The sequence below is a fragment of the Nocardia beijingensis NBRC 16342 genome, assembly GCF_001612785.1.
Classification (GTDB): domain Bacteria; phylum Actinomycetota; class Actinomycetes; order Mycobacteriales; family Mycobacteriaceae; genus Nocardia; species Nocardia beijingensis.
On the sequence record NZ_BDBC01000062.1, the window covers coordinates 1 to 24,786 of the forward strand.

At 67.3% G+C, this 24,786-nt stretch carries 21 protein-coding genes; 9 read left to right on the top strand and 12 right to left on the bottom strand.

Features of this window, described 5'->3' with window-relative positions; genetic code table 11:
- Positions 1-546: 546 nt before the first annotated feature.
- Positions 547-951 (bottom strand): Zn-ribbon domain-containing OB-fold protein, encoded by a 405-nt coding sequence (locus tag NB3_RS36715; protein WP_084823772.1) that lies wholly within the window; start codon positions 949-951, stop codon positions 547-549.
- Positions 952-1,334: 383 nt separating this feature from the next.
- On the opposite strand from NB3_RS36715, the gene NB3_RS29070 reads away from it, so the two are divergent.
- The 4 genes from NB3_RS29070 to NB3_RS29085 all read left to right on the top strand — a co-directional run bounded on the left by NB3_RS29070 (position 1,335) and on the right by NB3_RS29085 (position 8,062).
- Complete coding sequence (locus NB3_RS29070) at positions 1,335-2,156, top strand: acyl-CoA thioesterase domain-containing protein (RefSeq protein WP_067809693.1); 822 nt, start codon at positions 1,335-1,337, stop codon at positions 2,154-2,156.
- A 98-nt stretch (positions 2,157-2,254) separates the two neighbouring features.
- Positions 2,255-5,584 carry a serine/threonine-protein kinase gene (locus NB3_RS29075; RefSeq protein WP_067809694.1) on the top strand — a complete coding sequence of 1,110 codons (3,330 nt, stop codon included), beginning with the start codon at positions 2,255-2,257 and terminating at the stop codon, positions 5,582-5,584.
- Between the two features lie 181 nt (positions 5,585-5,765).
- On the top strand, positions 5,766-6,989 hold the full coding sequence (locus tag NB3_RS29080) for a PucR family transcriptional regulator (protein WP_067809696.1): 1,224 nt from the start codon (positions 5,766-5,768) through the stop codon (positions 6,987-6,989).
- Between the two features lie 203 nt (positions 6,990-7,192).
- Positions 7,193-8,062: an alpha/beta hydrolase family protein gene (locus NB3_RS29085; RefSeq protein WP_067809792.1), complete on the top strand. Its 870-nt coding sequence runs from the start codon at positions 7,193-7,195 to the stop codon at positions 8,060-8,062.
- 46 nt (positions 8,063-8,108) lie between these two features.
- On the opposite strand, the gene NB3_RS29090 is transcribed toward NB3_RS29085, so the two are convergent.
- On the bottom strand, positions 8,109-10,439 hold the full coding sequence (locus NB3_RS29090; protein WP_084823773.1) for an ATP-binding protein: 2,331 nt from the start codon (positions 10,437-10,439) through the stop codon (positions 8,109-8,111).
- A 262-nt stretch (positions 10,440-10,701) separates the two neighbouring features.
- Positions 10,702-11,637 carry an alpha/beta hydrolase gene (locus NB3_RS29095; protein WP_067809699.1) on the bottom strand — a complete coding sequence of 312 codons (936 nt, stop codon included), beginning with the start codon at positions 11,635-11,637 and terminating at the stop codon, positions 10,702-10,704.
- Between the two features lie 346 nt (positions 11,638-11,983).
- On the opposite strand from NB3_RS29095, the gene NB3_RS29100 reads away from it, so the two are divergent.
- Together NB3_RS29100 and NB3_RS29105 are read left to right on the top strand one after the other, a co-directional pair.
- A complete protein-coding gene (locus NB3_RS29100; protein ID WP_067809701.1) occupies positions 11,984-12,679 on the top strand; it encodes a DUF8020 domain-containing protein in 696 nt (231 codons plus the stop codon).
- A 619-nt stretch (positions 12,680-13,298) separates the two neighbouring features.
- The gene (locus NB3_RS29105) at positions 13,299-14,420 is read left to right on the top strand and encodes an NDMA-dependent alcohol dehydrogenase (RefSeq protein ID WP_067809702.1); all 1,122 of its coding nucleotides are present in this window, start codon (positions 13,299-13,301) and stop codon (positions 14,418-14,420) included.
- Between the two features lie 201 nt (positions 14,421-14,621).
- On the opposite strand, the gene NB3_RS29110 is transcribed toward NB3_RS29105, so the two are convergent.
- The 8 genes from NB3_RS29110 to NB3_RS29145 all read right to left on the bottom strand — a co-directional run bounded on the left by NB3_RS29110 (position 14,622) and on the right by NB3_RS29145 (position 21,258).
- Positions 14,622-15,536, bottom strand: a complete 915-nt coding sequence (locus tag NB3_RS29110) for a mycofactocin-coupled SDR family oxidoreductase (RefSeq protein ID WP_067809704.1) — start codon at positions 15,534-15,536, stop codon at positions 14,622-14,624.
- Positions 15,537-15,862: 326 nt separating this feature from the next.
- Entirely contained in the window at positions 15,863-16,318 is a 456-nt protein-coding gene (locus NB3_RS29115; RefSeq protein ID WP_067809706.1) for a nuclear transport factor 2 family protein, read from the bottom strand.
- Positions 16,319-16,348: 30 nt separating this feature from the next.
- The gene (locus tag NB3_RS29120) at positions 16,349-16,696 is read right to left on the bottom strand and encodes a nuclear transport factor 2 family protein (RefSeq protein WP_067809708.1); all 348 of its coding nucleotides are present in this window, start codon (positions 16,694-16,696) and stop codon (positions 16,349-16,351) included.
- A gap of 31 nt (positions 16,697-16,727) precedes the next feature.
- Positions 16,728-18,197 carry an aldehyde dehydrogenase family protein gene (locus tag NB3_RS29125; protein ID WP_067809709.1) on the bottom strand — a complete coding sequence of 490 codons (1,470 nt, stop codon included), beginning with the start codon at positions 18,195-18,197 and terminating at the stop codon, positions 16,728-16,730.
- Complete coding sequence (locus tag NB3_RS29130; RefSeq protein ID WP_067809711.1) at positions 18,194-18,643, bottom strand: VOC family protein; 450 nt, start codon at positions 18,641-18,643, stop codon at positions 18,194-18,196. Before NB3_RS29130 ends, NB3_RS29125 begins: the two co-directional genes overlap by 4 nt.
- 48 nt (positions 18,644-18,691) lie before the next feature.
- Positions 18,692-20,245: an aldehyde dehydrogenase family protein gene (locus NB3_RS29135; protein WP_067809713.1), complete on the bottom strand. Its 1,554-nt coding sequence runs from the start codon at positions 20,243-20,245 to the stop codon at positions 18,692-18,694.
- A gap of 3 nt (positions 20,246-20,248) precedes the next feature.
- A complete protein-coding gene (locus NB3_RS29140) occupies positions 20,249-20,668 on the bottom strand; it encodes a lactonase family protein (protein WP_067809715.1) in 420 nt (139 codons plus the stop codon).
- On the bottom strand, positions 20,665-21,258 hold the full coding sequence (locus NB3_RS29145; protein WP_067809717.1) for a hypothetical protein: 594 nt from the start codon (positions 21,256-21,258) through the stop codon (positions 20,665-20,667). Before NB3_RS29145 ends, NB3_RS29140 begins: the two co-directional genes overlap by 4 nt.
- 355 nt (positions 21,259-21,613) lie before the next feature.
- Here NB3_RS29145 and NB3_RS29150 point away from each other — a divergent pair, with 355 nt between their 5' ends.
- Positions 21,614-21,907, top strand: a complete 294-nt coding sequence (locus NB3_RS29150) for a putative quinol monooxygenase (RefSeq protein WP_067809719.1) — start codon at positions 21,614-21,616, stop codon at positions 21,905-21,907.
- 18 nt (positions 21,908-21,925) lie between these two features.
- Positions 21,926-22,237, top strand: coding sequence for a hypothetical protein (locus tag NB3_RS35355; protein WP_157112074.1), 312 nt, complete (start codon positions 21,926-21,928; stop codon positions 22,235-22,237).
- A 93-nt stretch (positions 22,238-22,330) separates the two neighbouring features.
- Here NB3_RS35355 and NB3_RS29155 read toward each other — a convergent pair whose 3' ends face one another.
- A complete protein-coding gene (locus tag NB3_RS29155; RefSeq protein ID WP_067809721.1) occupies positions 22,331-23,245 on the bottom strand; it encodes an alpha/beta hydrolase in 915 nt (304 codons plus the stop codon).
- A 242-nt stretch (positions 23,246-23,487) separates the two neighbouring features.
- Between NB3_RS29155 and NB3_RS29160 the strand changes: the two genes are divergently transcribed.
- On the top strand, positions 23,488-24,702 hold the full coding sequence (locus NB3_RS29160; RefSeq protein ID WP_067809722.1) for a CaiB/BaiF CoA transferase family protein: 1,215 nt from the start codon (positions 23,488-23,490) through the stop codon (positions 24,700-24,702).
- Positions 24,703-24,786: the final 84 nt, after the last annotated feature.

A 24,786-nucleotide genomic window follows, 5' to 3' on the forward strand; every position in this document is an offset into this window, starting at 1 on the left:
TCCACCGAAGGCACTGTCGACACATCCGCCAACCGATACAAATGCGCCTTCTCCGCCGCATCCAACGACAACGTCCGCGCCACCGCATTCAACACTTGAACACTGACATTTATCTGTCGGCCTTGTTCCAGCCAGGACAACCACGGAAAGAGGTATCAATGAGTTGAGCGGCCGAGACCAACTCGAGCCGATCGAATGTGCAGGTCAGAGCCGATCTCGCTCGATGTCACCCACTCCATCGGGCGTATAGCCCCCTTGGCAGCCCTCCTGACCAAGGCGGAGCATATGCGGACACGGACGGTGGCGCTGCACGGGCGCGGCGAGCAATCCGCGTGAAATTCACATTGCTCACAGCCAACCACCGACCCACTCACAGGCGTCCACGCGATTTTCGACAAGGGCTAGCTTCTTACCGACCGACGTGATTCCCTCCAATCGAGAGCCCGTGGCGGCGCTCCACATCGCAGGCTGTTACTCCCTTCGGCCATCTCCGCCCTCACCCTGGGCGATGTAGCCGCTGCCTCCTGCCGCCGCCCCGGCTGTGTTTCACTGATCGGCGCTGACCGCGAAGACCGGAAACCTGTCGTGCCAGGGACGCGGCTGGAACTGCACGCGTACCGGTCGGCGCGGAAGCGAGGGGACTACCCCTTCGATGGATGTGTAGACCCATGGACCTTCATCGAGTTCGACGATGGCGATCGTCAGCGGGACCAGCCCACCCCGCCTATCCGTCGGAGCGCGATCTATCGCGCGCCAAGACACGATCGAACCCACGCCCGACGACGGCATCCACTCGAGATCATCGGATCCGCAGGCTGAACATCCAGCGGTCATCGGCGCGAGCAGCATGTCACAGTCCGCGCAACGGCAAATCATCAACGTGTCACCTACACAATGCGCATCGCGGGCGCTGATGCCGTTCGATGTGTGCCTCGGATTGTGCGCGTGCATAACAGGCCTCCGCGGGATGGTGCCGGCTGGTTCCGCTCCAGCGTCTCCGGATCAGGGCATTGCGGCGACGGTCGATCGACCGGGGGCATACCTATTTCCGACCCGCGCCGCGAGCTGTCGGGCCGCGATGCGGTGTCCGACGGCGCCGGCGATCCATCTCCTCCACCTGCGCCGTGCGGTGCACGGCGGCTCCCATATATAATACATAATGCTTCAGGTGCGATACCGAAGAGTCGACTGGGGCTCGCGTCGTGTGCGATCGCCGGGTAGCTCGCTCCCAAGACTCGGCCTGCCATGCGACGTGCGCTTCCGGCGTTCGACGATCCCTCCCGCGCCGAGCACGTTGCCCACCTGGCGAAATAGTGTTCCCTGAAAGGAATTCGATGCGACGCTCCGCGTTCTTCGACACCGACTCCGACGACCGGATCCTGTCCCCTCTGCCCACGGCCGGCAGTGGCTGGAACGGCGGTCAGATGCGGGGGGTGGCGGTCAGCGCCGTACTTGCTCGCGGGGTCGAGCGCCGCCTGGCCGACCTCGGTCCAGACCGGCTTCGGCCCGCCCGCTGGACTGTGGACCTCTTCCACCCCGTCGCCATGCGCCCCTGTTCGGTCGAGACCGAGATCGTGCGGGCGGGCAAGCGGCTGCGTCTGGTGGACGCGCGCCTCCTCCAGGATGGGCAGCCCGTAGCCGCGGCCAGGGCGCTGTTCCTCGCAGCGGGCTCGGATCCAGCCGGTGACTGCTGGTCGGCGGGCAAGGCACTCCCGCCACCGCCTGCCTCATGGCGACGGAGCGAAGACCGTGCCCGCGTCTATTACAGCGACGACGCCGGCTGGGATGCCGATCCCGCCCAGCACCACAACAGGAGCCGGAACCGCTTGTGGCACGGGCCTATCGACATTGTCACCGGGGAGGAACCGTCACCGTTCCAGTTCGCCTGCGGCGTCGCCGATGTCTCCAACCTCGTCGCCAACCTGGGTACGCATGGGCTCGAGTACATCAACGCCGACGTCACCGTGGCGTTCAGCCGCCTCCCCATCGGCGGCGAAATGGGAATCTCCGCGACGGATCGACAGGAGTACGACGGCATCTCGGTGGGCACCGCCGTGCTCTACGACCGGCTCGGCGCCTTCGGCTCGTCGACCGTCACGGCCATCACCGCGCCCGCCCCCGCCGACCTGCGGGTGGCGAGCACCGCGAGCCCCTAGGGCAGGCCACTGCTGCTGCTCGAGGCACGGAGTTATCCTCGGGAAGGACGACCCCACCGCCGGATCGTCCGCGAGTTCGTCCCGAATCGAGGCCGACGATGGGCGATATCCCGCCGACCCAGCGCAGCCCCTCCTCGGGCATCGTCGCGGAGTTGAGCGCCGAAGGCTTCGACGATGCCGAGGAGATCGGCCGCGGGGGCTTCGGCGTGGTGTATCGCTGCACGCAACCCGACTTGGATCGGGTCGTCGCGGTGAAGATCCTCACCGCGGAACTCGACCCGGACGGACTCCAGCGTTTCGTCCGCGAGCAGCAAGCCATGGGCCGCTTGTCCGGGCACCCCCACATCGTGGCGGTGTTCCAGGTCGGCACCACGCGCGGCGGACACCCCTACCTGGTGATGCCTTACCACGCACACGGCTCGCTCGAGCAGCGCATCCGGGACGACGGACCGCTCGGGTGGGCTGCGGTCCTGCGGCTGGGAGTGAAGATCTCGGGCGCGCTGGAAACCGCGCATCGCGCCGGGATCCTCCATCGCGACGTGAAACCGGGCAACATCTTGCTGACCGAATACGGGGAGCCGGAATTGACGGATTTCGGCATCGCGCGAATACCGGGAGGCTTCCGCACGACCAGCGGAATCATCACTGCCTCGCCGGCGTTCACCGCGCCGGAGGTACTGCGCGGCTCGCCGCCGACGCCGGTCTCGGACGTGTACAGCCTGGGAGCCACTCTGTTCTGCTCCCTCACCGGGCACGTGGCCTACGAACGTCGTGTCGGCGAGCAGGTGATGGCGCAATTCTTCCGGGTCTCCGAGCAGCCCGTCCCGGATCTCGGGGAACGGGACGTGCCGGAAGAGGTGCGTGCGGCCATCGAACACGCGATGGCCACGGAGCCTGCGGACCGGCCCGCGGGCGCGGCGAGCCTCGGCCAGGAACTGCGCCGGGTCCAGGAGCGTACCGGCGGTCCGGTCGATTCCTTGGTTCTGCCGCCCACACACCGGCCGTCGGTCGCGCCCGCTGAGGTGTCGTCCAGTCGACGGGAAAGAGACGCTGTCCCACCGACTCCCGCGACGAAGTACCGTCCGCCCGGCCTCCCTCGGACGCCTCTCCCCAGGAAATGGCTGCTGGATCAGCTTCGGTCGAACGAACACACCCGGCTCACCTGGATCCACGCACCGAGCGGATTCGGCAAGACGACACTGGCCGCGCAGTGGCGCGACGAGCTGCTACGTAAGGGCGCGGCGGTAGCCTGGCTCACCGTCGACGAGGACGACAACAATGTCGACTGGTTCCTCGCACACGTGGTGGAAGCGCTCCGCTCGGCCTACCCGCGGCTCGCCGATGAACTCGCCGATGTTCTCGACGCGCATCCCGACCCCACCCGCGCGATGCTGACCGCGCTCGTCGACGCACTGCATACCCGGCAGGATCGGCTCACCCTGGTGCTCGACGACTGGCAACGGGTGAACGCCCCGGCATCGGTCGCCGCGGTCCGATTCCTTCTCGAACACGGCTGCCATGATCTGCCGATCATGGTGACGAGCACGTCCAGGTCCGGATTGCCGTTGAGCAGACTGCGCATGCACGGCGATCTGGTGGAGATCGACGCGACGGCGTTGCGATTCGATAGCGACGAAGTGCGCGAGTTTCTCGCGGAAGCGGGTGGATTGCGGCTGAACCGGGCCGATATCGACACCCTCGCGCGCGTCACCGACGGCTGGATCGCCGCGCTTCAGCTCGCCGTACTGTCGCTGCGCGCAGGCGAGGATCCCGCGCGTCTGCTCGAACGGCTCGCCGAGCACCCCGACATCGGCGAGTTCCTGGCCGAGAACGTGCTCGGCGCGCTCGACCCCGGCACCCTCGAATTCCTCATGCTCACCTCCCTCTGTGAGCGCGTCTGCGGCGACCTCGCCGCCACGCTCACCGGAAACGATCACGCCCAGGAACTGCTCGAGGACATCGAAGACCGAGGCATGTTCCTGCAGCGGGCCGACCCGGAGCGGCGATGGTTCCGCTATCACCAGCTGTTCGCCGGGTACTTGCGGCGACGGTTGGTCTCCGAGCGTCCGGACGAGATCCCCGCCCTGCGGCTTCGAGCGTCGACTTGGTTCGCAGAGCATCACCTGCTCAACGAGGCGGTCGATCAGGCGCTCGCGGCCGGGGACGAGGACCGAGCCGCCGACCTCGTCGAGCAAGATGGCCAATACCTGCTGGAGCGATCGCGGATATCACTGCTGCAAGGCATTCTCGCCAAGCTGCCCGTGCGGGCAAGCCGCACGCGACCCCGGCTCCAGCTGCTCGCGACCTGGGTGAACCTCGTCCTGCGCCGACCGGGGCCAACCGCGGCGGCCCTGGCCCGATTCGATGCCGCCCTCGACGAGGCGGCCCCGCCCGAGAGTGAACGCGCGCAGATGCGGACCGAGGCCGACGTCCTGACGAGCGTCGGCGAGATGTTCGCCGACCGGGTTGCCGACCTGGACCGGCTGATCGGCGACGCGCTGGCGCGGCCGGACGCCTTCTCGCCGTTCGTGGCGGGAGCGGCGGGCAATATCGCCACCTACGCCGCGATCCAGCGCTTCGATTTCGACGCCGCCCGCCGCTGGCAGCAGTGGGCCACCCCGTATCACGAGGCGACCGGTCCGTTTCCCAAAGTCTACGGCTGCTGCTTCGGCGGAATGGCAGCCAGGGAACAGCTCGACCTCCCGGCCGCCGAGGAGATGTTCCGAACAGCGCTCGACACCGCCCGCGCCACCATGGGGAACACTTCGCACGCGGCCCGTCTCGCAAGCGCCCTGCTCGGCGACTTACGTTACGAGACAGGTGATCTCGAGGAAGCCGCCGAGCTGCTCGAAGAGAGCAGGGGGCTGGCCACCGAAGGCGGAGGCGGTGTCGACTTCATGATGGCCACCTACGCGACGGGCGCGCGAGTCCGGGCGCTGCTGGGTGACCAAGACACCGCGCGGGGACTGTTGGACGAGGGCATGGCGCACGCCGAACGCCTGGCACTGCCGCGCCTGGCCGCACGGGTGCGCAATGAGCGGGTCCGACTGGGGTTCGAGCTCGAGCACGGCGAACCGGAGGCGATCCTGCGCCGACGCGCGCCCCAGCGCAGGGACGGGATAGCGACTTTCATCGATGAATGCGACGAAGACTCCGCCATCCGGCTGCTGCTCGCCGACGCGAACGCCGAACGCCGTAGCGAGGCGGTCGAGCGAGCGCGCACCCTCACCTCCGGCATCGACGCGGTGAGCAGACCGCTCGCCGCACTGCGCGCCGGTTTCCTGCTCGGCGTAGCGCTGCGGCTCACCGGCCGGTCCGAGGAAGCGGAGCAGACGCTCGCACCGCTGGCACGGCATTCCGCCCGACTGGGCCTGTCCCGCCTACCCGTCGATTCGGCGGCCGGAACAGCGCCCCGGCCCACCGGCTGAACAGGGCGCCGACGGTCGTAGTGGCCGGCTGTCGCCTCCGCGAGCCGCCACGACCGAGTTCAGAGGGGCGGATGTCGACGCACACCGTGTCCAAGTTCTTGCACACTCCCCCCTCGGGACTCCCTTTAGTGTCGAGAGCACTCGTTATTCGGCGAAGCGCCACGAGGACAGGGAGCGAGAGTTGCCGAAGGGCTATCCGGCACAGGCCGGTCTCACCATCGATTATCCGGTGCCCGCGGTGGAGGACACCGCGCATGCCAGCGGATACTTGCTGGCCGCCGTGCGGGATTGTCTCGAAGTATCGATCTGCCTGCTCGACGGGCCCGCACAGCCCGAGCAGCTCCGCAGGCTCGAAGAGGAGGCTGCGCGGTGGGCATGCGCGGACATCCCGATCGTCACCATCCTGCGCGTCGTCCACGATGGCGTCCGGCTCGGCATCGAACTGGCCGGCGGCCGGGCGTCGACCGAGGCCGGCCACCTCGGCGCCGTTGATACGGACCGGGTGCTGGAATTGCTCGGCACCGTCACCGCCGCCGTCGCCCGCGGCTACACACGGCAGCTGCACACCGCGGCCCATCAGCACCACACCGCCACGCGCGCCCTTGCCTCCGCACTGCTCGAGGGACAGCCGACCTCGACATTGGCGCGCCACAACGGCATCGAGATCGTCGACGAGTACTGGATCCTGGCCGTCGCCGTCCCCCGGCCCGCCAGCGCCGCAGCCCAGTCACGTGTCCGCACCGAACGTCCGCTCCGGCGCATCCGAGCCGAACTCGCCCACCGTTCCCAGGGCGCCGCGCTGTCGATCCTCTCGCCCACCGGCGGCACCATCCTGCTGCCCACCGCACTCGCCGACGACAGCACACTGGACGAGTGGATCGCCGCCATCGCCCGCATCGCCGAAGTTCCGGTCACCGCGACGCTCATCCGCGCGGCGACGCCGGATATTCCCTCCTGCGCCGCCCAAGCCCATGAACTGCTCGACTTGGTCCACCGGCTCGGATTGCGAGACGGGCTGCACCGCTTCGCCGATCTGGCACTGGAATACCAGCTCACGCGTCCTGGTCCTGGACTCGAATGGCTCAGCGCCCTGCTCGACCCCCTCGACGAGGAGCCCGAACTGCTCGAGACCCTGCGGTGTCACGTCGCCAACGGTATGAATCGAAGACGAACCGCCCAGATGCTGTACCTGCATCCGAACACCGTCGACAACCGGCTCAAACGAATAGCCCAGATCATCGGCTTGGACGCAACCCAGTCGTCCGGGCTGTGGTATCTGCGATCGGCTTTGATCGCCCGTAGGCACCGCGCTGCCGCTCCGAAGCGGGTCCGCCGCGAACCGCCCACCGGACCCGAGCTACCGCGACAACTCCGCGAAGTGGCCCTCCGCAAACATTATGCATAATGCTTGATACGTAACCTTTCCAATTTTGTGCGCTGAATCCGCTTCAGATGCCCGTCGCCGGGTAAGTCTCCTGGGGAGACAGATCCGACTGACAAAGGAGGCGTACCGGCATGACGGACACGACGGCCAAGGCGAAGGACGCACTGACCGATGTCGCCACGAAGGCCATAGGGGCCGTGGCGCCGAAGAAGATCATCGAACCGATGGTCGAACTCTGGGCGCACGGCAAACGGACTCCCGTATATCGGCGTCCTGACGAGGTGGGGTTGGCATACGAGGACGTGTTCTTCCCCGCCATGGACGGCCTGACGTTGGAGGGCTGGTTCATCCCCGCCGACTCCGACCGGTTGATCATCCACAATCACTTCCTGCCGGGCAACCGCTATGGCTACGCGGGCCACCTCGACGGTTTACAGGACTTCGGCGGGTTCGAGGTGAGTTTCCTGCCCGAGTACAGGGCTTTGCACGATGCCGGTTACAACATCCTGTGCTACGACATCCGCAATCACGGCCTCAGCCCCGACGGCCACGGCCGCACCGTCGGTATCGGCCTGCTCGAATACCGTGATGTGATCGGCTCGATCCGCTACGCGAAGTCCCGGCCCGACACCGCGAACATGACCACCGGATTGCTGAGCGTGTGTCTGGGGGCGGATTCGACCTTCGTGGCGATCGACAAGCATCCCGGCGAATTCACCCACATCAAGGCGATGATCGCGTTGCAACCCATCTCGGCTCGCGCGTTCGTCGAGCGCACGATCGTCGAAGGCGCAGGCATCGACAACGGCGTCGAGCTGTTCGACCAGGCGTTGCACGCCCGCACCGGCTTCCACGTCGACGAGCAATCGCCGATTCCACGGGCCGCGTCGGTGCGTATGCCGACGCTGGTGGCGCAGGTACGGGACGACACGTTGACTTATCCGTCCGATGTGCAGGCGATCTACGACAACATCGCCGCCCGCGAGAAGAAACTGCACTGGATCGAAGGGACCGACCAGCGCTTCCGCGGATACAACTATTTCGGCGAGCGCCCCGAAGTGATGCTGGATTGGTTCGACTCGCACATGAAGTAGAAGCTCACCCCCGCAGCACCGGCCGGGTGGTGGCGAACGCCTGCGATCAATGGCTCTCCCCCTTGGCGTCCTCCACCACCCAGGCCGCGATCTGGGCACGGGAGGTGAAGCCGAGTTTGGTCAGGATGTGTTCGACGTGGCCTTGCGCGGTTCGCTGGGAGATCACCAGTGCGGCGGCGATCTGCCTGTTGGTGAGGCCTCGGGAGACGAGATCGGCGACCTGATGCTCGCGCTTGGTCAATTCCGCGGCTCCCGAGGCGGAACTCGGGCCAACGGGCTGTTCACCCAGCGCGTAGGCCGCTGCGGCGTCCATCTCCATCGCCAACCCCCGCCGACGGGCCGCGTCGAATCGGCGTTCTCCGAGCATCCGCCGCGTCCGCTGTTCGCATTCGCGGTGGAAGCGCAGCATGTTCGGGAAGACACTCGTGGCGCTGCTTCCGGCCGGCCACGCGGTCTCGGCGGCTCCCAGCAGAACGGCCGCGCGCTCCGCGTCGCTCGGGTCGACAGTCCACGCCAGTGCCTCGAGGGCGAAGGCGGCCACGAAGGGGTTGCCCAGGCGCTGGTTGACGCGCAGCGAGTCCTCCAGCAATGCCCGTGCGCGGTGATGGTCGCCTTCTTGCCAGGCGACGACGGCGAGACCGCGCAATGCGGCCGCGCGATGGAGTAGTTCGCCGGAAGTCTCCGTCACAGCGAGGATCTGCCGATAACAATCCGTTGCCTTGGCGACGTCGCCGCCCAGCTCGCATGCCCAGCCGAGCAACGCCAGGGCGTTGAGCCGCAGATTCTCGGTGCTGCCCGGCCCGAGCGACCGCAACGACCGCTCGAAGGCTGAAGTCGCATGGGCGGCGTCGCCCCGGGCGAGTGCGAGGGCCCCCTCGGAGTAAGCGATGCGCGCCAGGGTCAACGGGCTCGGCGATCGCTCGGCGAGCACCCGTCCCTCCTCCAAGAGAGCGGTCGCCGCCTGGAAATCTCCTTGCGCGGCGGCCAACTGGCTGTCGGCACGGAGAGCGTTGACGCGATCGGGTATCGATGAGGCGAGTGGGTGGGCCAGGGCTCGGTCCAGCCAGGACCGGCCTTCCCCGTACATGCCGCGGAAGTTCCAGAAATCGAACATCGCCGCGGCCATGGTCATCCCGCCGTCTCCGGCCGCGCCGGTCTCATCGGAGAGAAACGATTCGAGCGCTTCACGCATGTTCGGTTGTTCGCGGTCGAGCCGGGCGACCCAGTCCGGCGCGCGTGCGCCGATCCACTCCGCGTCCCAGTCCAGCGCCAGCTGCCGGTACCACTGGCGGTGCCTGCGGCGCAGGTTCTCCTCCTCGCCGGACACCCGCAGTTTCTCCCGGCCGTAGTCGCGCAAGGTCTCGAGCATGCGGAAGCGCACGACGGTGTCGAATTCCTCGCGGATCAGGATCGACTTGTCCACCAGGGACGACAGCACGTCCAAGACGGCGTGCGGCGCGAAGTCGAAGCCGCATACCCGCTCGGCGGCGTCGAGTTCGCAGGTGCCCGCGAACACCGACAGCCGCGCCCAGAAACGCCGCTCCGCCGCGGTGCACAGCTCATAGCTCCAGTCGACACACCAGCGCAGCGTCTGCTGCCGGGCCGGTGCGGTGCGGCTGCCCCGGGTGAGAAACGCGTAGCGGTCGTCGAGCCGTTGCAAGATCTGCTGCGGCGACATCGTGCGTATCCGGGCCGCGGCCAACTCGATCGCCAGCGGCAATCCCTCGAGCCGGGCACAGATTCTGGCCACCGCGGTTTTGTTGTCCTCATCGAGTTCGAAGCCGGGCAGCGCCGCGGCGGCGCGATCGGCGAACAACGTCACCGCGTCGAAGCGCGGCAACCCCCGCAGCGACGGTTCCCGGTCCGGATCGGGAACCGTCAGCGGAGACACCCGTAGCACAGCCTCGCCCTCGGCATTCAGCGGCTCGCGGCTGGTCACCAGGATCCGCAGGTCCGGACAGGCGCGCAAGAACGTCTCGGTCAGCTGGGCGACCGCATCCACCAGCTGCTCGCAGTTGTCCAGTATCAGCAGCAGTTCCCGCGAACGCAGAGACCGGACAAGCGTCTCGAGCAGCGCCTCCGCCGAATCGTCCCGCACATTCAGGCTCGCCGCCACCACTTCGACCAGCAGCTCGGGATCGGAAACGTCGGCTAGTTCGACCGACCACACCCCGTCACGGAAGTCGCGCCGCGCACTCGAGGCGGCGCGCAGGGCCAGTCTCGTCTTTCCGACGCCCCCGCTTCCGGTCAACGTCACCAGCCGCGACGTCGTCAGCAGATTCCGCACCTCGGACACCTCGGTGCGCCGACCGACGAAACTGGTCAACTCCAGCGGCAAGCTGCCTTCGAAGCTTCGCACGCCGGATGTGCTTGCCATGGCGGGTGTACTCACCTCCCGGCGTGTCCGCAGCGGCTTATCGGCGACCGGAAGGACACGGCCCCGCGCGGTCGAACCGATACGTGGAGCGGATACCACCCGCGACCGCAGAACAAACCGTTCGTTCGGTCTACCGGGCCGGCACAAGAGCACCGCCGCTTCGGCCAGGAAGCACACCGCGCCGCCCACCCGCTCGCATGGCAGCGATACTCGCGGCGGTGATGAGCGGGCCCGCGGCGCTTCGCTCCGTGTTCCGAGCCGATCAGCTCAGGTGCTTGCGGAAGAACGGCACCAGGTTCTCCAGCGCGACACCGGTCGGGCCCGGCTTGTCGTACAGGTCGTAGTGCGACGCGCCCTCGATCACGACGAGTTGCTTGTCCTTCGACGCAGCTCGACCGTACAGCTCCATGCTGAGCCGCTGCGAACCGAAGGCGCCGACCTTGTCGCCGATCACGACGCACAGCGGCTGGGTCAGGAAGATCTCGACGCGGTCGTACGCATCCCAGTCGGCCAAGGCAGCCTGACGACCGAAGTTGAAGCTGGTCTTACCACCAGGGGCTTGACCGCGATCGGTTTTGTAGTACTCCGTGGCCTCGACGACGTCGAGATCCGTGATACCCGCCTGCTTCGCCGCGTCGACCGACGGAGGCAGCAGATCGTTGATCACCTGGGCCTGCCCGCGAGCCTCCGCGGTGCGCTGCGCGGCGATGGCCTCGAGCATCCCCATCGGGTTGTACTCCGAGAAGCCCTCTCGCATCAGCCGGCCGACGTTGCTGCCGACGACGGTGCCCAGTGCCTTGATCCGGCGGTCGATCTTGGTGGCTGCCACGGCGTAACCCGCTCCGCCGCAGATCGCGAGCACACCGATGTTGTCCGCGTCGACGTAGGGCAGGGTGACGAGGTAGTCGATCACAAAGCTGAAGTCGCTGGTCCGGAAACCGGGATCCTCGACCGACCGCGGATCGCCACCGCTTTCACCCTGGAAGCTCGCATCGAAGGCGGCCACCACGAAGCCCGCCTCGGCCAGCGCCTTGCCGTAGACGTTGCCCGAAGTCTGCGCCTTGCAGCTGCCGGTCGGGTGGGCGGAGACGATTGTGGGATACACCTTCGACTCGTCGAAACCCGGTGGGAAGTAGATATCGGTCGCGATGTCCCAGGCCCAGCCCTTGACCGGCACGGTGTTGATGTTTTCTGCCATGATTCCTCTCCTGCTCTCGACGCTACAGAGACGAATCTATGAGCGTTTCCGCAGCTCGGGCAGGGTGGAACGGCGCATAGGAAGAATCCTTCCCAGGTATCGAATCCGCTGATCGCGCCGATCGCCGTGGTGGCGCGGAAACCGCGCCGATGCCCTCCCCCGAGCAGCGCCTGCGCGCTGTGACCCAGCCCACCGACGGTGGTTGACAACATAATATATAAAACATAGTGTTCTCGATCACATCGTAGCCAGAAAGGCCAGGTCGAACTCGAACAGCAGCAGCGGACCGACATCAGGGGTCCGTTCGCTGAAACATCACCCCACCCGAAAGAACAAGGAAGTTCAGATGAGGATCAGCACCGTCGTCGTCGCCACCACCGTGGCGGTCGCATTCACCGTCGTCGCCGGAAGCGCCGGCGCCACTCCGGACAGCCCGGACGCCGTCGGTTTCACAGCGACCGCTGTGGGCGACCGAAGCGTCATCGAGACCGACGCGGGCTCGCTTGCGGTGGACAACGACATGTTCGAAGTCAAGGCCGCCGACGGAACCGTCCTCGCCGCGACGCCGTTGCGATTCCGGGTCGACGAGTTCGAATTTCCCATCAGCGCGGAGGTCGCCGGTCGCACCGCCACCTTGACACCCCGGTTCGATCTCGAGCACGCGGTGTACGCACCGGTCGCCCTGCCGTACGAGGACAAAGCGCCGTGGAAGAACGAGTACGACCGTGAACAGGCCGCTTGGAGCCGCATGACCAGCACCATCACCATGGGCGCCACGCTCGGCACCCTCATCGGCGGCCTCGGCGGCGGCGCCGTGGGCTGTGTGCTCGGCGGAATCGCCGGCGCGACGATCGCCGCGGCCACGATCGCCGGCCTCTTCGGCCCGTTCATTCCCGCCGCCGCGGTCGGCTGCCTCGGCGGGATCGTCGCCGTCGGCGCGCTGGGCACCATCGCCGGACAATTGTTCGTCACGGCGCCCATCGCCGCCGTCGCCGTCATCCAATATCTGTCTACCGTGAATTCACCGCTGCCGGGGAAGTGATCGGCCCTGCCGAAGCCGGGGGTCGATGCTCCGATTTGGCGGGTGGAGCATCGACCGTCGTGCATTCCTGCCGCCGAACTGCGACAGAGCGTCGAGCACCGACTGCGACGCCGTGCAACGCCCTGCTTCGGCCTGGTGTAGTAGCCGGCGCTGATCACGGCGAGCGTCGTCGGCATGGGAACGCGGCACCGGCATCAGCTGCTTCGTCAGCGTCGGCAATCAGGCCGCGCTCGGCGGCCCCACCCGAGCACTGCCCACCGAAATCGGTTGCAGGCGAGACCCGATGGATGGCCCGATCCGCACTGGCGTGGTCGCCGAAGGCCGATCCCGCGACCGGGCCGCTGCGTGTTGTGACGGCGATTCGAGTGCTCGTCCCGGCATGCCGGGCCGGGACCTTCGCCTTCCGGGCCGCTAGCCCGCAGTCGTCAATGAATGTGACACCTTTCACAGGCGAATCGGAGACTATCGGTGCGCGCAACCGGGACCAAGTGAATGTTTCCGAATTCCGGGTTCGAAAATCGTGAATTGACCGCTGCGGCAGCCGGTGCGAGCATGCGTTTATCAGGTATCACAAGGGGTCACCCGGTTGGCCCGGGCGAATTCTCCGAGGGAGTCATCGATGTTGACACGGGGCGCGGTGCTGCGCGAATCACCGGGAATCTACGAAATCGTCGAAATGGAACTCGACGATCCGCGACGCGGGGAAATCCGGGTCAGGATGGTGGCCAGCGGCCTGTGTCATTCCGACGATCATTTCGCCACCGGCGACCAGACTCCCGGCATTCTGCCCATCGCGGGCGGGCACGAGGGCGCCGGCATCGTGGAGGCGGTCGGGCCAGGGACGACCGGCTTCGCCGAGGGCGATCACGTGGTGTTCTCCTTCCTGCCGGTATGCGGCCGCTGCCGGTGGTGCGCGAAAGGGTTACAGAACCTGTGCGACCTCGGCGCGTTCCTGGCCACCGGCGCCCGCTTCGACGACCCGACCTCGTTCCGGCTGTCGCTGGGCGGTGCGCCGGTCGGGCAACTCGCCGGGCTGGGCACGTTCTGCGAGTACGTCACCGTGTCGGTGTCCTCGGCCATCCGCATCGATCCCGCGATTCCCCTGGACGTCGCGGTGCTCGCCGGTTGCGGTGTCGGCACCGGGTGGGGCGCGGCCGTCAATTCCGCGCAGGTGCGCCCGGGAGACGTCACCATCGTGATGGGTGTCGGCGGCATCGGGATCAACGCGGTCCAGGGCGCCGCCCAGGCGGGCGCGAGCGCGGTGATCGCGGTCGACCCCGTCGCTTTCAAGCGCGAGTCGGCGCGGAAACTCGGTGCCACCCATGCTGTCTCCTCCATCGAGGAGGCCGAGGAACTCGCCCGCTCCATGACCAACGGCCAAGGCGCGGACTCGGCGATCGTCAGCGTCGGCGTGACCACCGGCAAGCACATCGGCCAGGCGCTGCAGGCGGTGCGCAAGGCGGGCACCTGCGTCGCCGTCGGCCTTGGCGACACCTTCGTCAAGGACGGCGACATCGACCTGCACCAGCTCATCCTGTTCCAGAAGCGGTTGCAGGGGTCGCTTTTCGGCGCCTGCGCGCCGACCGCCGACATCCCCGCCCAGCTCGCGATGTACCAGCAGGGCACACTGAAACTCGAAGAACTCGTCACCACCCGCTACGCGCTCGAGGACGTCAATCAGGGCTTCGAGGACATGAAGTCGGGCCGCAATCTGCGCGGCATCATCATTCACGAGGGCTGACCGTTACGCACCCTGCGCTCCTCCGGATCGGCCGCCGCATTCGGCTTCGATGCGATTCATGTGGCCGAGCGACTGCTGACCCAGCCGCAGCTCGTCGTGGGCGGGATCAAGTCGTTCTTCTCCGCACACCTGTGACCGTGAATGCGATGGCCGGTCCGGTACGCCGGGTCGGCCATCGTGACAATATGCGGCCGCGTGTGGTTACAGATCGTCGGGCGACACGGCCGGTGGGCGGTGGCGCTCGGCCTCGGGGCCCGACGTGATCGGCGCGAAGTTGGCACCCGGCAGGAGCAGGTGGCCCGCGTCGACGGGCAGCGCGACACCGGTGATCTGCTCGGCCAGGTCCGAGAGCAGGAAGACCACCGCGTTGCTCACGGCCTGTGACGGCAGCGCGGTGCGGCCGGCAAGAGGGGCATAGCCGTAGATGGCGTCGAGGGCGATCTTGCGGTCGACCGGTTCACCCGGGGCGACGAACAGCTTGTGGCCCATGGAGTTGTCCCAGATCTTGGTGTCGATCGCGCCCGGGCACACCGTGTTGGCGCGTACGTTGTGCGGGCCGAGCTCCAAGGCGGTGTTCTTGAGCAGGCCGATCACGCCGTGCTTGGCGGCGATGTAGGAGGTGTAGCCGGCCGTCGCCTCGAGGCCACCCACCGACGCGATCGCCACGATGGCTCCGGCCCTGCGTTCGACGAAGTGCGGCGCGACCGCTTTGATCGTGCGGAATACGCCGCCGAGGACGGTGTCGACGACAACCTGGAACTCTTGCTCACCGGTCTGCCAGCCCGCGGGACCGAGGTCCCAGACACCGGCGTTGGCGACGACACCGTCGATACCGCCGAGGGTGTCCACGGCCTGGGCCACCGCCGAGTCCAAGTCGTCCTGGCTGCGCACGTCACCGACCACGGTGAGCGCCCGGCGGCCCTGCTCCTCGACGAGTTTCCTGGTCTTGTCCAGATCGTCTTCGGTCGCCAGCGGGTACTTGATACCGGGGACCGGTGCGGCGATGTCGAACAGGACGACGTCGGCGCCCTCACGCGCGGCGGTCACCGCGTGCGAACGGCCCTGTCCGCGTGCGGCTCCGGTGATGAAGACGACTTTGCCGTCGAGTGTTCCCATGACGATTCCTTCGGTTCGATTTCGAGAATTCGCCGCAGGCACGGCGAAAGGATCGGGCAGGCGGTTCCGGACATCGGCGGATCCACGTGAGGCGCGTACCTGGATTCGACAGTAGAGAGACGTGGGGCACAGCAGTGTCCAACATCTTGGACACCAACGTCGGGGACGGCCGCCACCACTTCATTCGCACCGAAGCGCGTCTTTCCCGATCGCCCATTGGCTTTCGGCGTCGCCGAGGTTACGTTCGTTCTGCCGGGCAACACGATATCCCGCAATTACACGTGTTGCCACTCGCATACCCCGCGTTGTTTCGCGGGCCTACCGGGTCAGATCGTGGCGTTCTCCGTGAAAACCGGACTGGCCGAGACGAATCCGGTGAATTCCAGTTTCCGGATCTTCCAGGCCCCGTCCTCGACCACGAATTCGAAGTCGTAACCGCCCGAGAGCAATTGATGACTGCCGTCGGCGGTCAGCCGGAAATAGAAGACATCGGTTTTCGCGGTGGCGCTCCGACCCTGCACCTCGATCACCGGGTTGGTGATGTGATGGTGGCACTGCGGGACCTGCCGCCAGACCTTCTCGACCAGTTCGCGGACTCCGTCGATGCCGTGCCCTTCGCCCCGGGGCAGCAGATAGTCGGCGTCGGCCGCCCAGATGCTCAGGAAGGTGTCGGGATCCTTCTTGTCGATGCCGTGGCAGTACTTCGCCATCAGCGTCTTGATCTCCTCGATGTCGACCAGCCGCTGGGTCCGCGTGGCGAGATCGGGCGCTACGTTCGTCATGCGCTGTCCCTTTCTGGAGTCGCCCGTCGCCTAGAAGGTGGCGGTCTCGAAGACCACGAGGCCGTCGCGCACGTGGTAGGTCTCGGTGCCGGAGCGTCCGTTGCCGAGGTCGAAGGCCAGGTAGACGTATTCGCCGACCGCTTCCTTCCGGGTGAAGGTCGGCGTCGCGGCGGTGTCGATGCCCTCCGGGGTGGCCGCCAGGATCGTGGCAAGGAATTCCTTCATCGCGGGCTTGCCGACCAACGGTGCCGGGGCGAGGGTCGTGATGATCACGGTGTCCTCGGAGTAGTCGGCGGCGATGGTGTCGATGTCCTGGCTGGCCATCGCGGCGATGTGCCGGTCCACGACCGCCATCGATGCTGCGGACACTGCGTCCATGTGTTCGTCCTGTTCTGTTCGATTGTGTGGGTCAGCGGTCGAGCACGGTGACGACCGATTTGGTCTCGAGGTATTCCTCGATGGCGTCGGGCCCGTTCTCCCGACCCCAGCCCGACTGCTTGTAGCCGCCGACGGGCATCTGCACACCGCCCGCGCGGTGGATGTTCACGCCGATCCGGCCGGCCCGCAGCCGCCGGGCCACCCGGTGTGCCAGGGCGACGTCGCGAGTCCACACGCTGCCCGCGAGCCCGTATTCGGTGTCGTTGGCGGCGGCGATCGCCGCGTCGAGGTCAGTGAAGGACATCACGGCCAAGACCGGTCCGAAGATCTCCTCACGGACGATCTCCATGTCCGGGGTGACGTCGGCGACGACGGTGGGCGCGTAGTAGAAACCACGCTCGCCCAGCCGTTCTCCGCCGCACACCACCCGAGCCCCGGCGGCGCGCCCCCGCTCGACGAATCCGGCGACGCGTTCGAGCTGCCGGGCCGAGACGAGCGGTCCGAGCACGGCGTCGGGATCGGTGCCGTAACCGACCTTCATGGCCCTGCCCTGTTCGGCGATCGCGGCCACCAGTTCGTCGTGGATCGACTCGTGCGCGAAGAGCCGCGTGCCCGACGTGCAGATCTGTCCGGAGTTCCAGAAGATACCGAGCGCGATACCGGCTGCCGCGGCGGCGATGTCGGCGTCTGGCAGCACGATCACCGGGGACTTGCCCCCGAGTTCGAGCGATACCCGCTTCAGGTTTCCGGTCGCGGCGGCGACGATCTTGCGACCCACCGCGGTCGAACCGGTGAAGCTGATCTTGTCGACCGCGGGGTGCTCGGCAAGCGCCGCCCCCGTGGGACCGAACCCGGTGACGACGTTGACCACTCCGGCGGGCACCCCGGCCTCCAGCAGCAGCGCGCCCAGCGCGAGGGCACTGAGCGGCGCTTCCTCCGACGGCTTGAGCACACAGGTGCAACCCGCCGCCAGCGCGGGCGCGATCTTCATGGACATGGCGATGAGCGGCGCGTTCCACGGCACGATCATCGCCACCACGCCGACCGGTTCCTTGTAGGTGGCGCCGAGCATCCGCCGTTCGGCCGGACCGAGATCGGTGGTGCTGCCGTGGATCTTGTCGGCCCAGCCGGCGTAGTACCGGAACTGGTTGACCGCCTCGGCCACCATGAGCGCCGCCTGCGAGACCGGCATGCCGACATCGCGGCTCTCCAGCCGGGCGAACTCCTCCGTACGGGCGGCCAGCAGATCGGCCACCCGCCAGAGCACCACGCCCCGCTGGGCGCCCGACAGTCCCAGCCAGCGCTCGTCGTCGAATGCCTGCCGCGCGGCCAGGACCGCGCTGTCGACGTCGGCGGACGAGGCGTCGGCGATCTGTCCGATCACCTCTTCGGTCCCCGGATCGAGCACCTCGAACATGCCACCCCCGGCGGCGGGGACCCACTCACCATCGATGAGCAGCCGCCCCACCACCGCCTCCACGGAGGTCACCGCGACACTCACGCGTGCTCGTGGATGTGGGGAACCGGATGCGGGATCTTGGTGCCCGCGGGCGGGCTCCGCACCGCGTCCGGATCACCGGCGACCAGTTCGACCAGGTAGCCGTCCGGGTCGGCGACCATGGCCAGGCCGACCGGCCCGAAGTCGGTCGGTTCCACCTTCATCCGATAGCCCGCGGCCTTGATCTCCGCCGCAGCGGTGTGCACGTCCTCGACGACCAGTACCAGCGGCGCGTAGCCGGGAACCGGTGCGGGGGCGGGCATGATGTCACCGTTGAGCAGCACCAGGGTGCGCACGCCCGCAGAGTCCTCCAGCATCACCTCGGTGATCTCGGGGTCCACGAATTCGAGGACGGCACCGGGCTTCTGATCGAACAGTGCGTAGAACGCCAGGGACCGTTCCAGGTCGCGGACGATCAGCTTGAAGTTGGTGAACTCACCTTTGATCATCGATCTTCTCCGAGTACTTCGGTATGCGAGAGAGGGTGTGCGAGGGCGCTATTCGGCCGAGCGCGGGGTGCCGAGGACCAGGCCGTAGGCGCGGCGGCTCACATCACCGGACAGGTCGATGGTGACGCTCTTGTCCTGGGTGAACTCGTCGAGCGCGTCCGGGCCGAGCTCACGACCGGTGCCGGACTGCTTGAAGCCGCCGAACGGCAGGTACTGGGAGATGTTGTGGAAGTCGTTGATCCACACCGAACCCGCCTCGAGCTGCCGGGCGACCTCGAGCGCGCGCTGGTTGTCGCGGCTCCACACGGCCGCGGACAGGCCGTATTCGGTGTCGTTGGCGATCTCGATCGCCTCGTCCTCGGACTCGTATTTCAGCACCGACAGCACCGGGCCGAAAATCTCCTCGCGCGCGATGGTCATGTCGTTGGTGACGTTGGTGAACACGGTCGGCTCGACCCAGTAGCCACGCTCGAACTCCGGACCGGTCGGCACGCCGCCGCCGATGACGACGGTCGCGCCCTCGGCCTTGCCCTTCTCGATGTAGCCGAGAATGCGCTCCTGCTGGGTCTTGTTCATGACCGCGCCGATGTCGGTGGCCGGGTCGAGCGGATTGCCCTGCTTCAGGGCCTGCAGCCGCTTCACCAGCCGGGCGACGAACTCGTCGTGGATGGACGACGGCAGCAGCAGCCGGGTGCCGGACTCGCAGGCCTGGCCGGCGTGCAGCAGGAAGGCGTAGATCGAACCGTCCACGGCCGCATCAAGATCGGCGTCGTCCAGGACGATGTTCGGGCCCTTGCCGCCGAGCTCGAGCAACACCTTCTTGACCGTGCCCGCCGCGTCGGCCATCACCTGACGGCCGGTCGCGGTGGAACCGGTGAACGACACCAGCCGCACATCCGGGTGCTTCACCAGGCGGCCGCCGATGTTCGGGCCGTCGCCGACCACGACGTTGAAGGCGCCGTCGGGCAGCCCGGCGTCACGGAGCAGCGCGCCGAGTTCCAGGGCGAAGATGGGGGTCTTCTCGTCGGTCTTGAGGACGACGGTGTTGCCCGCGGCCAGCGCCGGGATCGACTTCCACACCGCGATGACGGCCGGGAAGTTCCACGGGACGATGCCCGCGCACACACCGACCGGCTCCTTGCGGATGAAACTCGCCGAGAGCACCTGGCCGGTCACCGGGCCGGAGCGCTCCCATTCGTAGGTGCGGGTCAGTTCGGCGTAGTGGCCCAGGTGCATCAGCGGGAAGCCGACCCCGATCGCGCCGGCCAGCCGCACCGGCATACCGGTCTCCCGGGCGCTCAGGGCAGCGAGCTCCTCCATGCGCACGCTCAGCGCCGCGATCACCCGGTCGATGACCGCCGCGCGCTCGGCGGGCGGGGTGTTGCGCCACACGCCGGACTCGTGCGTCCGCTTGGCGGCCGCGACCGCCGCGTCGACCTGTTCGGGAGCGGCGACAGCCACCGTCACCACGGTCTCCCCGGTCGCCGGATTCACCACCGGAATGCTGGTGTCGGTATCGACCCACGCACCGTCGATGAACAACCGGTAATGCGGCACACCGTCACGGTCGACAGCGGGAGTTTCGGGCAGAACGGCAGTCATTTTTCACCTCGATATTTCTCGGGAATTCGCCGTGACAGCGGCGAGGGCAGGGAATGGAATGTGGCCAGTCTTCGACAGTAGAGAGACCGAGACCACAGGGGTGTCCAAATTTCGGACACTTCCACCGGACACGTCAGCGGCCCGGGACGAGCAATGACGCGGCCGAGAACAGCAGTCCGGTTCCGACGGCGTCGACCCGTCCGGAGTCAGGACACCGTCGGGCGCGATGCGGTAGCTGCGCAGGGTCACCGCCGGGATCGGCTCGGCGCCGAACAGGTCGACGGCGTAGAGCCTGCGCCCGTCGCCGGAGACGAGCACCTGACCGGGCATCGTCCCGGCCGCACCGCCGACATACGGCGAACCGGGCAGGGTTCGCAGCGCGCCGCCGGGCAGGACCTCGAAGCCACTGACATCGTTGGTCATGGCATTGGGTGTGTAGAGGTAGTGGCCGTCGGGGCTGCGTCCGATCCCCCGCCGGACAGCGTGCCTGCCGGCCCGATACCGACGGCCTCACCGCCCGGCGACGGTGCACCGTCGGGTCCCATCGAGTAGGCCCGCAGGTGCGCGCCACCGTCGGTGCTCGGACCCGTCGTCAGCACCAGATGCTTGCCATCGGGTGAGAGGTTCATGCCCAACGGCGCTTCCGGCACCGGTACGGGCGATCCGGGCACCGGGGTCAGGGCGCCGTCGCCACCGATCGCGTAGGGGCGGATCGCGGCGACCGGGGTCACCGTGATCACGGACAGGAACCGGTGATCGGCGGAACTCTTCGACAGCGTGCCGAACCCGGTCGGATACGGCGCACCGGCGACCGGCTGGGGTCCCACCCCGTCACCGACGGTGTATCCGAGCAGCTGATCGGATACACCGCCGGTGACGGAGAGATGGTCGACGGCGACCGGCGGGGCGGCCGTCGCGGAGGCGGACAGGAAGGGCGGGGCCAACAGGGATGTGAGTGCGAATGCCGTCGCGGCCTGTGCACGGAGCGGTTTGCTTCGGCGTCTGATGATCACGGAAGATCTCCTCGGCGCGGGCACCCGGGCACCGACCCCGGCCGGCGCCCGCCGGACGAATACAGCTCATCGCGCGGCCACGGCCGGCGGCCGAATTCGCCTCGCTGCGAAGGTCTTCCGGAATTCGCCTCTCCGGAAGGTGATACCGATCATATCCAGCGATTCCGGCTATTCAATTGGCGATTTCCGAAACAGGGATTCGAACGGCGGGAATCGGCTTTCGCCGGCGTTTCACCGGCGGCGAAGTGCCGGTTTCCTTTTTGCCAATTGGCTTCGGATGTGACCGGGGTTACGGTCGTCGCACCGATCCGCGTTCTGCGGCCGACGACATCCCCCGATACACAGGAGTATCCCCATGGCAATTCAGGTGACCATCGACATGACCGCCAAGGAAGGCCGCGTCAACGATCTGCGGACCTGGTTCGTCGACCACCTCGCCGGCACGCGCAGCTTCGCGGGCAACATCAGCGTCGAGGTCGCGCGCAACCAGGACGAGCCCTCGCGGATCCTGTTCGTCGAGAAGTGGGACTCCAGGGCGAACTTCGAGGCCTACCTCGCCTGGCGCGACGAGTCGGGCGTGATCGCCGAACTGCTCGAGCTGCTCGACGGCGACATCACCTTCCGCTACCACGATTTCCTCGGCGTCTGATCCGGTTCGGGGTATGTGATGACGACACGACGACCTGCCCGGACCAGCACGTCGCTGCGCCGGTTCGCCGGCGCGCTCGGCGTGGTGGTGCTCGGCACCTGCGCGACGGCGACGACCGCGGGTGGCGCTCCCGCGGCCGAATCCCGGATCCTGCTCATGGGCGGGACGGCGGCTGGTGTCCACGGGTCACCGGCCTGCGTCGACGGGCCTGCGCTCCGCAGACGATCCCGGCGCCATCGCACTGCCGATCGGCTGACCCGTTCCGGCATACCGGGAACGCTTCGGGACCAGCCCGTCGGCGACTGCCAGACGGGGCAGCTGAACCGGTAGTCGCGCCTGGCGAAACGAAAACGTCTGCCCCGCACGAGGATCACCCGTGCGGGGCAGACGTCTGTAGGGATCGCCGGTGATGGGGCGACCGGATCAGCCGGCCAGACCCTTGCCGAAGAACTCGTCGAGCTTCTCCACGGCGGGGGTCACGTACTGGTCCACGTCGTAGAGGTCGATGTGGCTGGCGCCGTCGATGACGAACAATTCCTTCGGCTCGGCGGCCTTCGCGACGGCCTCCTCGCTGAAGTAGGCGGTGTCGGCCTCGGAGCCGACGATCATCAGCAGCGGACGCGGCGAGATCATGGCGACCTTGGCGTAGGCGTCGAACTGGGCGATGCGGTCGATGCTCTGCAGCGGCCACTTGTTCTCCGAGCGCGGGTGCTGAGCGCGCGGGGTGCGGTAGTAGTCGTGCGCCTCGCGGAACAGCGCGGGCGCGCCCTCGAGACCCTCGGCGGTCGGCGGCGCCCAGATCTGGTAGTTCGGTTCGGCGCCCTTGGCCTCGGCGGTGCGCAGCGCGCCCGCGGCGTCGAGCATCTCCTGCAGCACCGACGGATCCTGGGTGCGGCCGAGGCCGTTGCTGAGGTAGTCACCGATGTCGAGACCGGAGACGGTGGCCACGGCCTTGATGCGGTGATCGGTCTGCGCGGCGAACGGCACATAGCCGCCGGAGGCGCAGATGCCGAGCGCGCCGATCCGGTTCGGGTCGATGTCCTCACGGGTGGTCAGGTAGGTGACCGCGGACTTCACGTCCTCGGAACGTTGGAAGGGGTCCTCCAGGAAACGCGGCTCACCTTCGCTCTCGCCCTGGTAGGCGGCGTCGAAGACGAGCGCGGCGTAGCCCTTGTCGGCAAGGCGCTGGGCGTAGATGCTCGCGGTCTGCTCCTTGACGCCACCACCGGGGTGCGAGACCACGACGGCGGGCAGGCACTCGCCGGTGCGGTTCTCCGGGGTGAACAGGAGCCCGGCCAGACGCAGGCCGTTGCTCGGGAAGCTGACACTGGTAGCCATGGTGGCACTGTCCTTTCGAGTATTTCGCGGCTCGAAGCCGATGCAACAACCTTTTCTCCGGACTTTGCCGCCGACAATGGGAAAGATCCTTCCCTGGAACGCCTCCGACCGGGAACAATTACAACTCGCCGGTGACCGCGGTCACTTCAACTCCGGCGAATCGGCGCTTGACGACTCGTCACTGGGTTCCGTTTCGGAAAGGAATTACGCTCGATACAGCATGATTCGAAAAGGATGTATTCATGACCGGACCGCTCGACGGCGTGCGTATTCTCGACCTGACCTCCGATTTCATGGGCCCGTTCGCGACATTGTTGCTCGCCGACATGGGTGCCGATGTGGTGAAGGTCGAATCCACCGCGGGCGACACCACCCGGAGAGTGGGTCCGCGGCGCAACCCCGGCATGGGCGCGATCTTCCTGCACCTCAACCGTAACAAGCGCAGTCTGGTGCTCGACCTGAAATCGGAGCAGGGCAATGCGGCACTCCAGCGGATGCTCGGCTCGGCCGATGTCCTGCTCTACAGCCTGCGTCCCAAGAGCATGGCGCGCCTCGGCCTGGCCTACGAGCGGGTCCATGAGCGCAATCCGCGGCTGATCTACTGCGGCGCTTTCGGTTTCGGCCAGAACGGCCCGTATGCCGACCGCCCCGCCTACGACGACCTGATCCAGGCGGCGGTCGGCATGCCCGTCCTGCAGAGCCGCAAATCGGGGCCGCCCACCTATATCGCCACCGCCATCGCCGACCGGGTGGTGGGCATGGCGGCCGCCAACGCCATCACCACCGCGCTGTATCGCCGGGAGCGCACCGGTCACGGGCAGGAGGTGCAGGTGCCGATGTTCGAGACCTTCGCCCAGTTCGCTCTGGGTGACCATCTCTACGGCCACACCTTCATCCCCTCGACCGGCACCTCCGGCTACGCCCGGATGATGAACTCCGATCGCCGCCCCTACCGCACCCGCGACGGCTACCTGGGCGTGAACGTCTACACCGACAAGCACTGGCACCGCTTCTTCGCCCTCGCCGGTCGGCTCGAGATGTCGGAAGATCCCCGCTTCGCCGACATCGGCCGCCGCACCGAGAACATCGGCCTGCTCTACGGTTTCCTCGCCGAGGTGCTCGAGACCAGGACGACGGCGGAATGGGTGCAGCTCCTCAACGAAGCCGATATCCCCGCCATCGAGATGAACACCCCCGAAACGCTGCTCGACGATCCGCACATGAAGGATGTCGGGTTCTTCATCGAGGAAGAGCACCCGACCGAGGGACTGCTGCGATCACTGGGCATACCCCAGCGGTGGAGTGAGGACACTCCCGAATTCCGTTATCCCGCACCGCGGCTCGGGGAGAACTCGGTGCAGGTGCTGCGCGAGTACGGGTTCGCCGGCGACGAGATCGACCGGCTGGTCGCCGACGGCGCCGCCTACACTCCGGAAACACTCGCCCGGCGGTCGTGACGACAACAGGAGGTCAGCCCGCCGATCGGGCGGCGGCGCGGCGGGCGAGGGACTTCGAGCGATTCGGTCGACGGGGACATGATG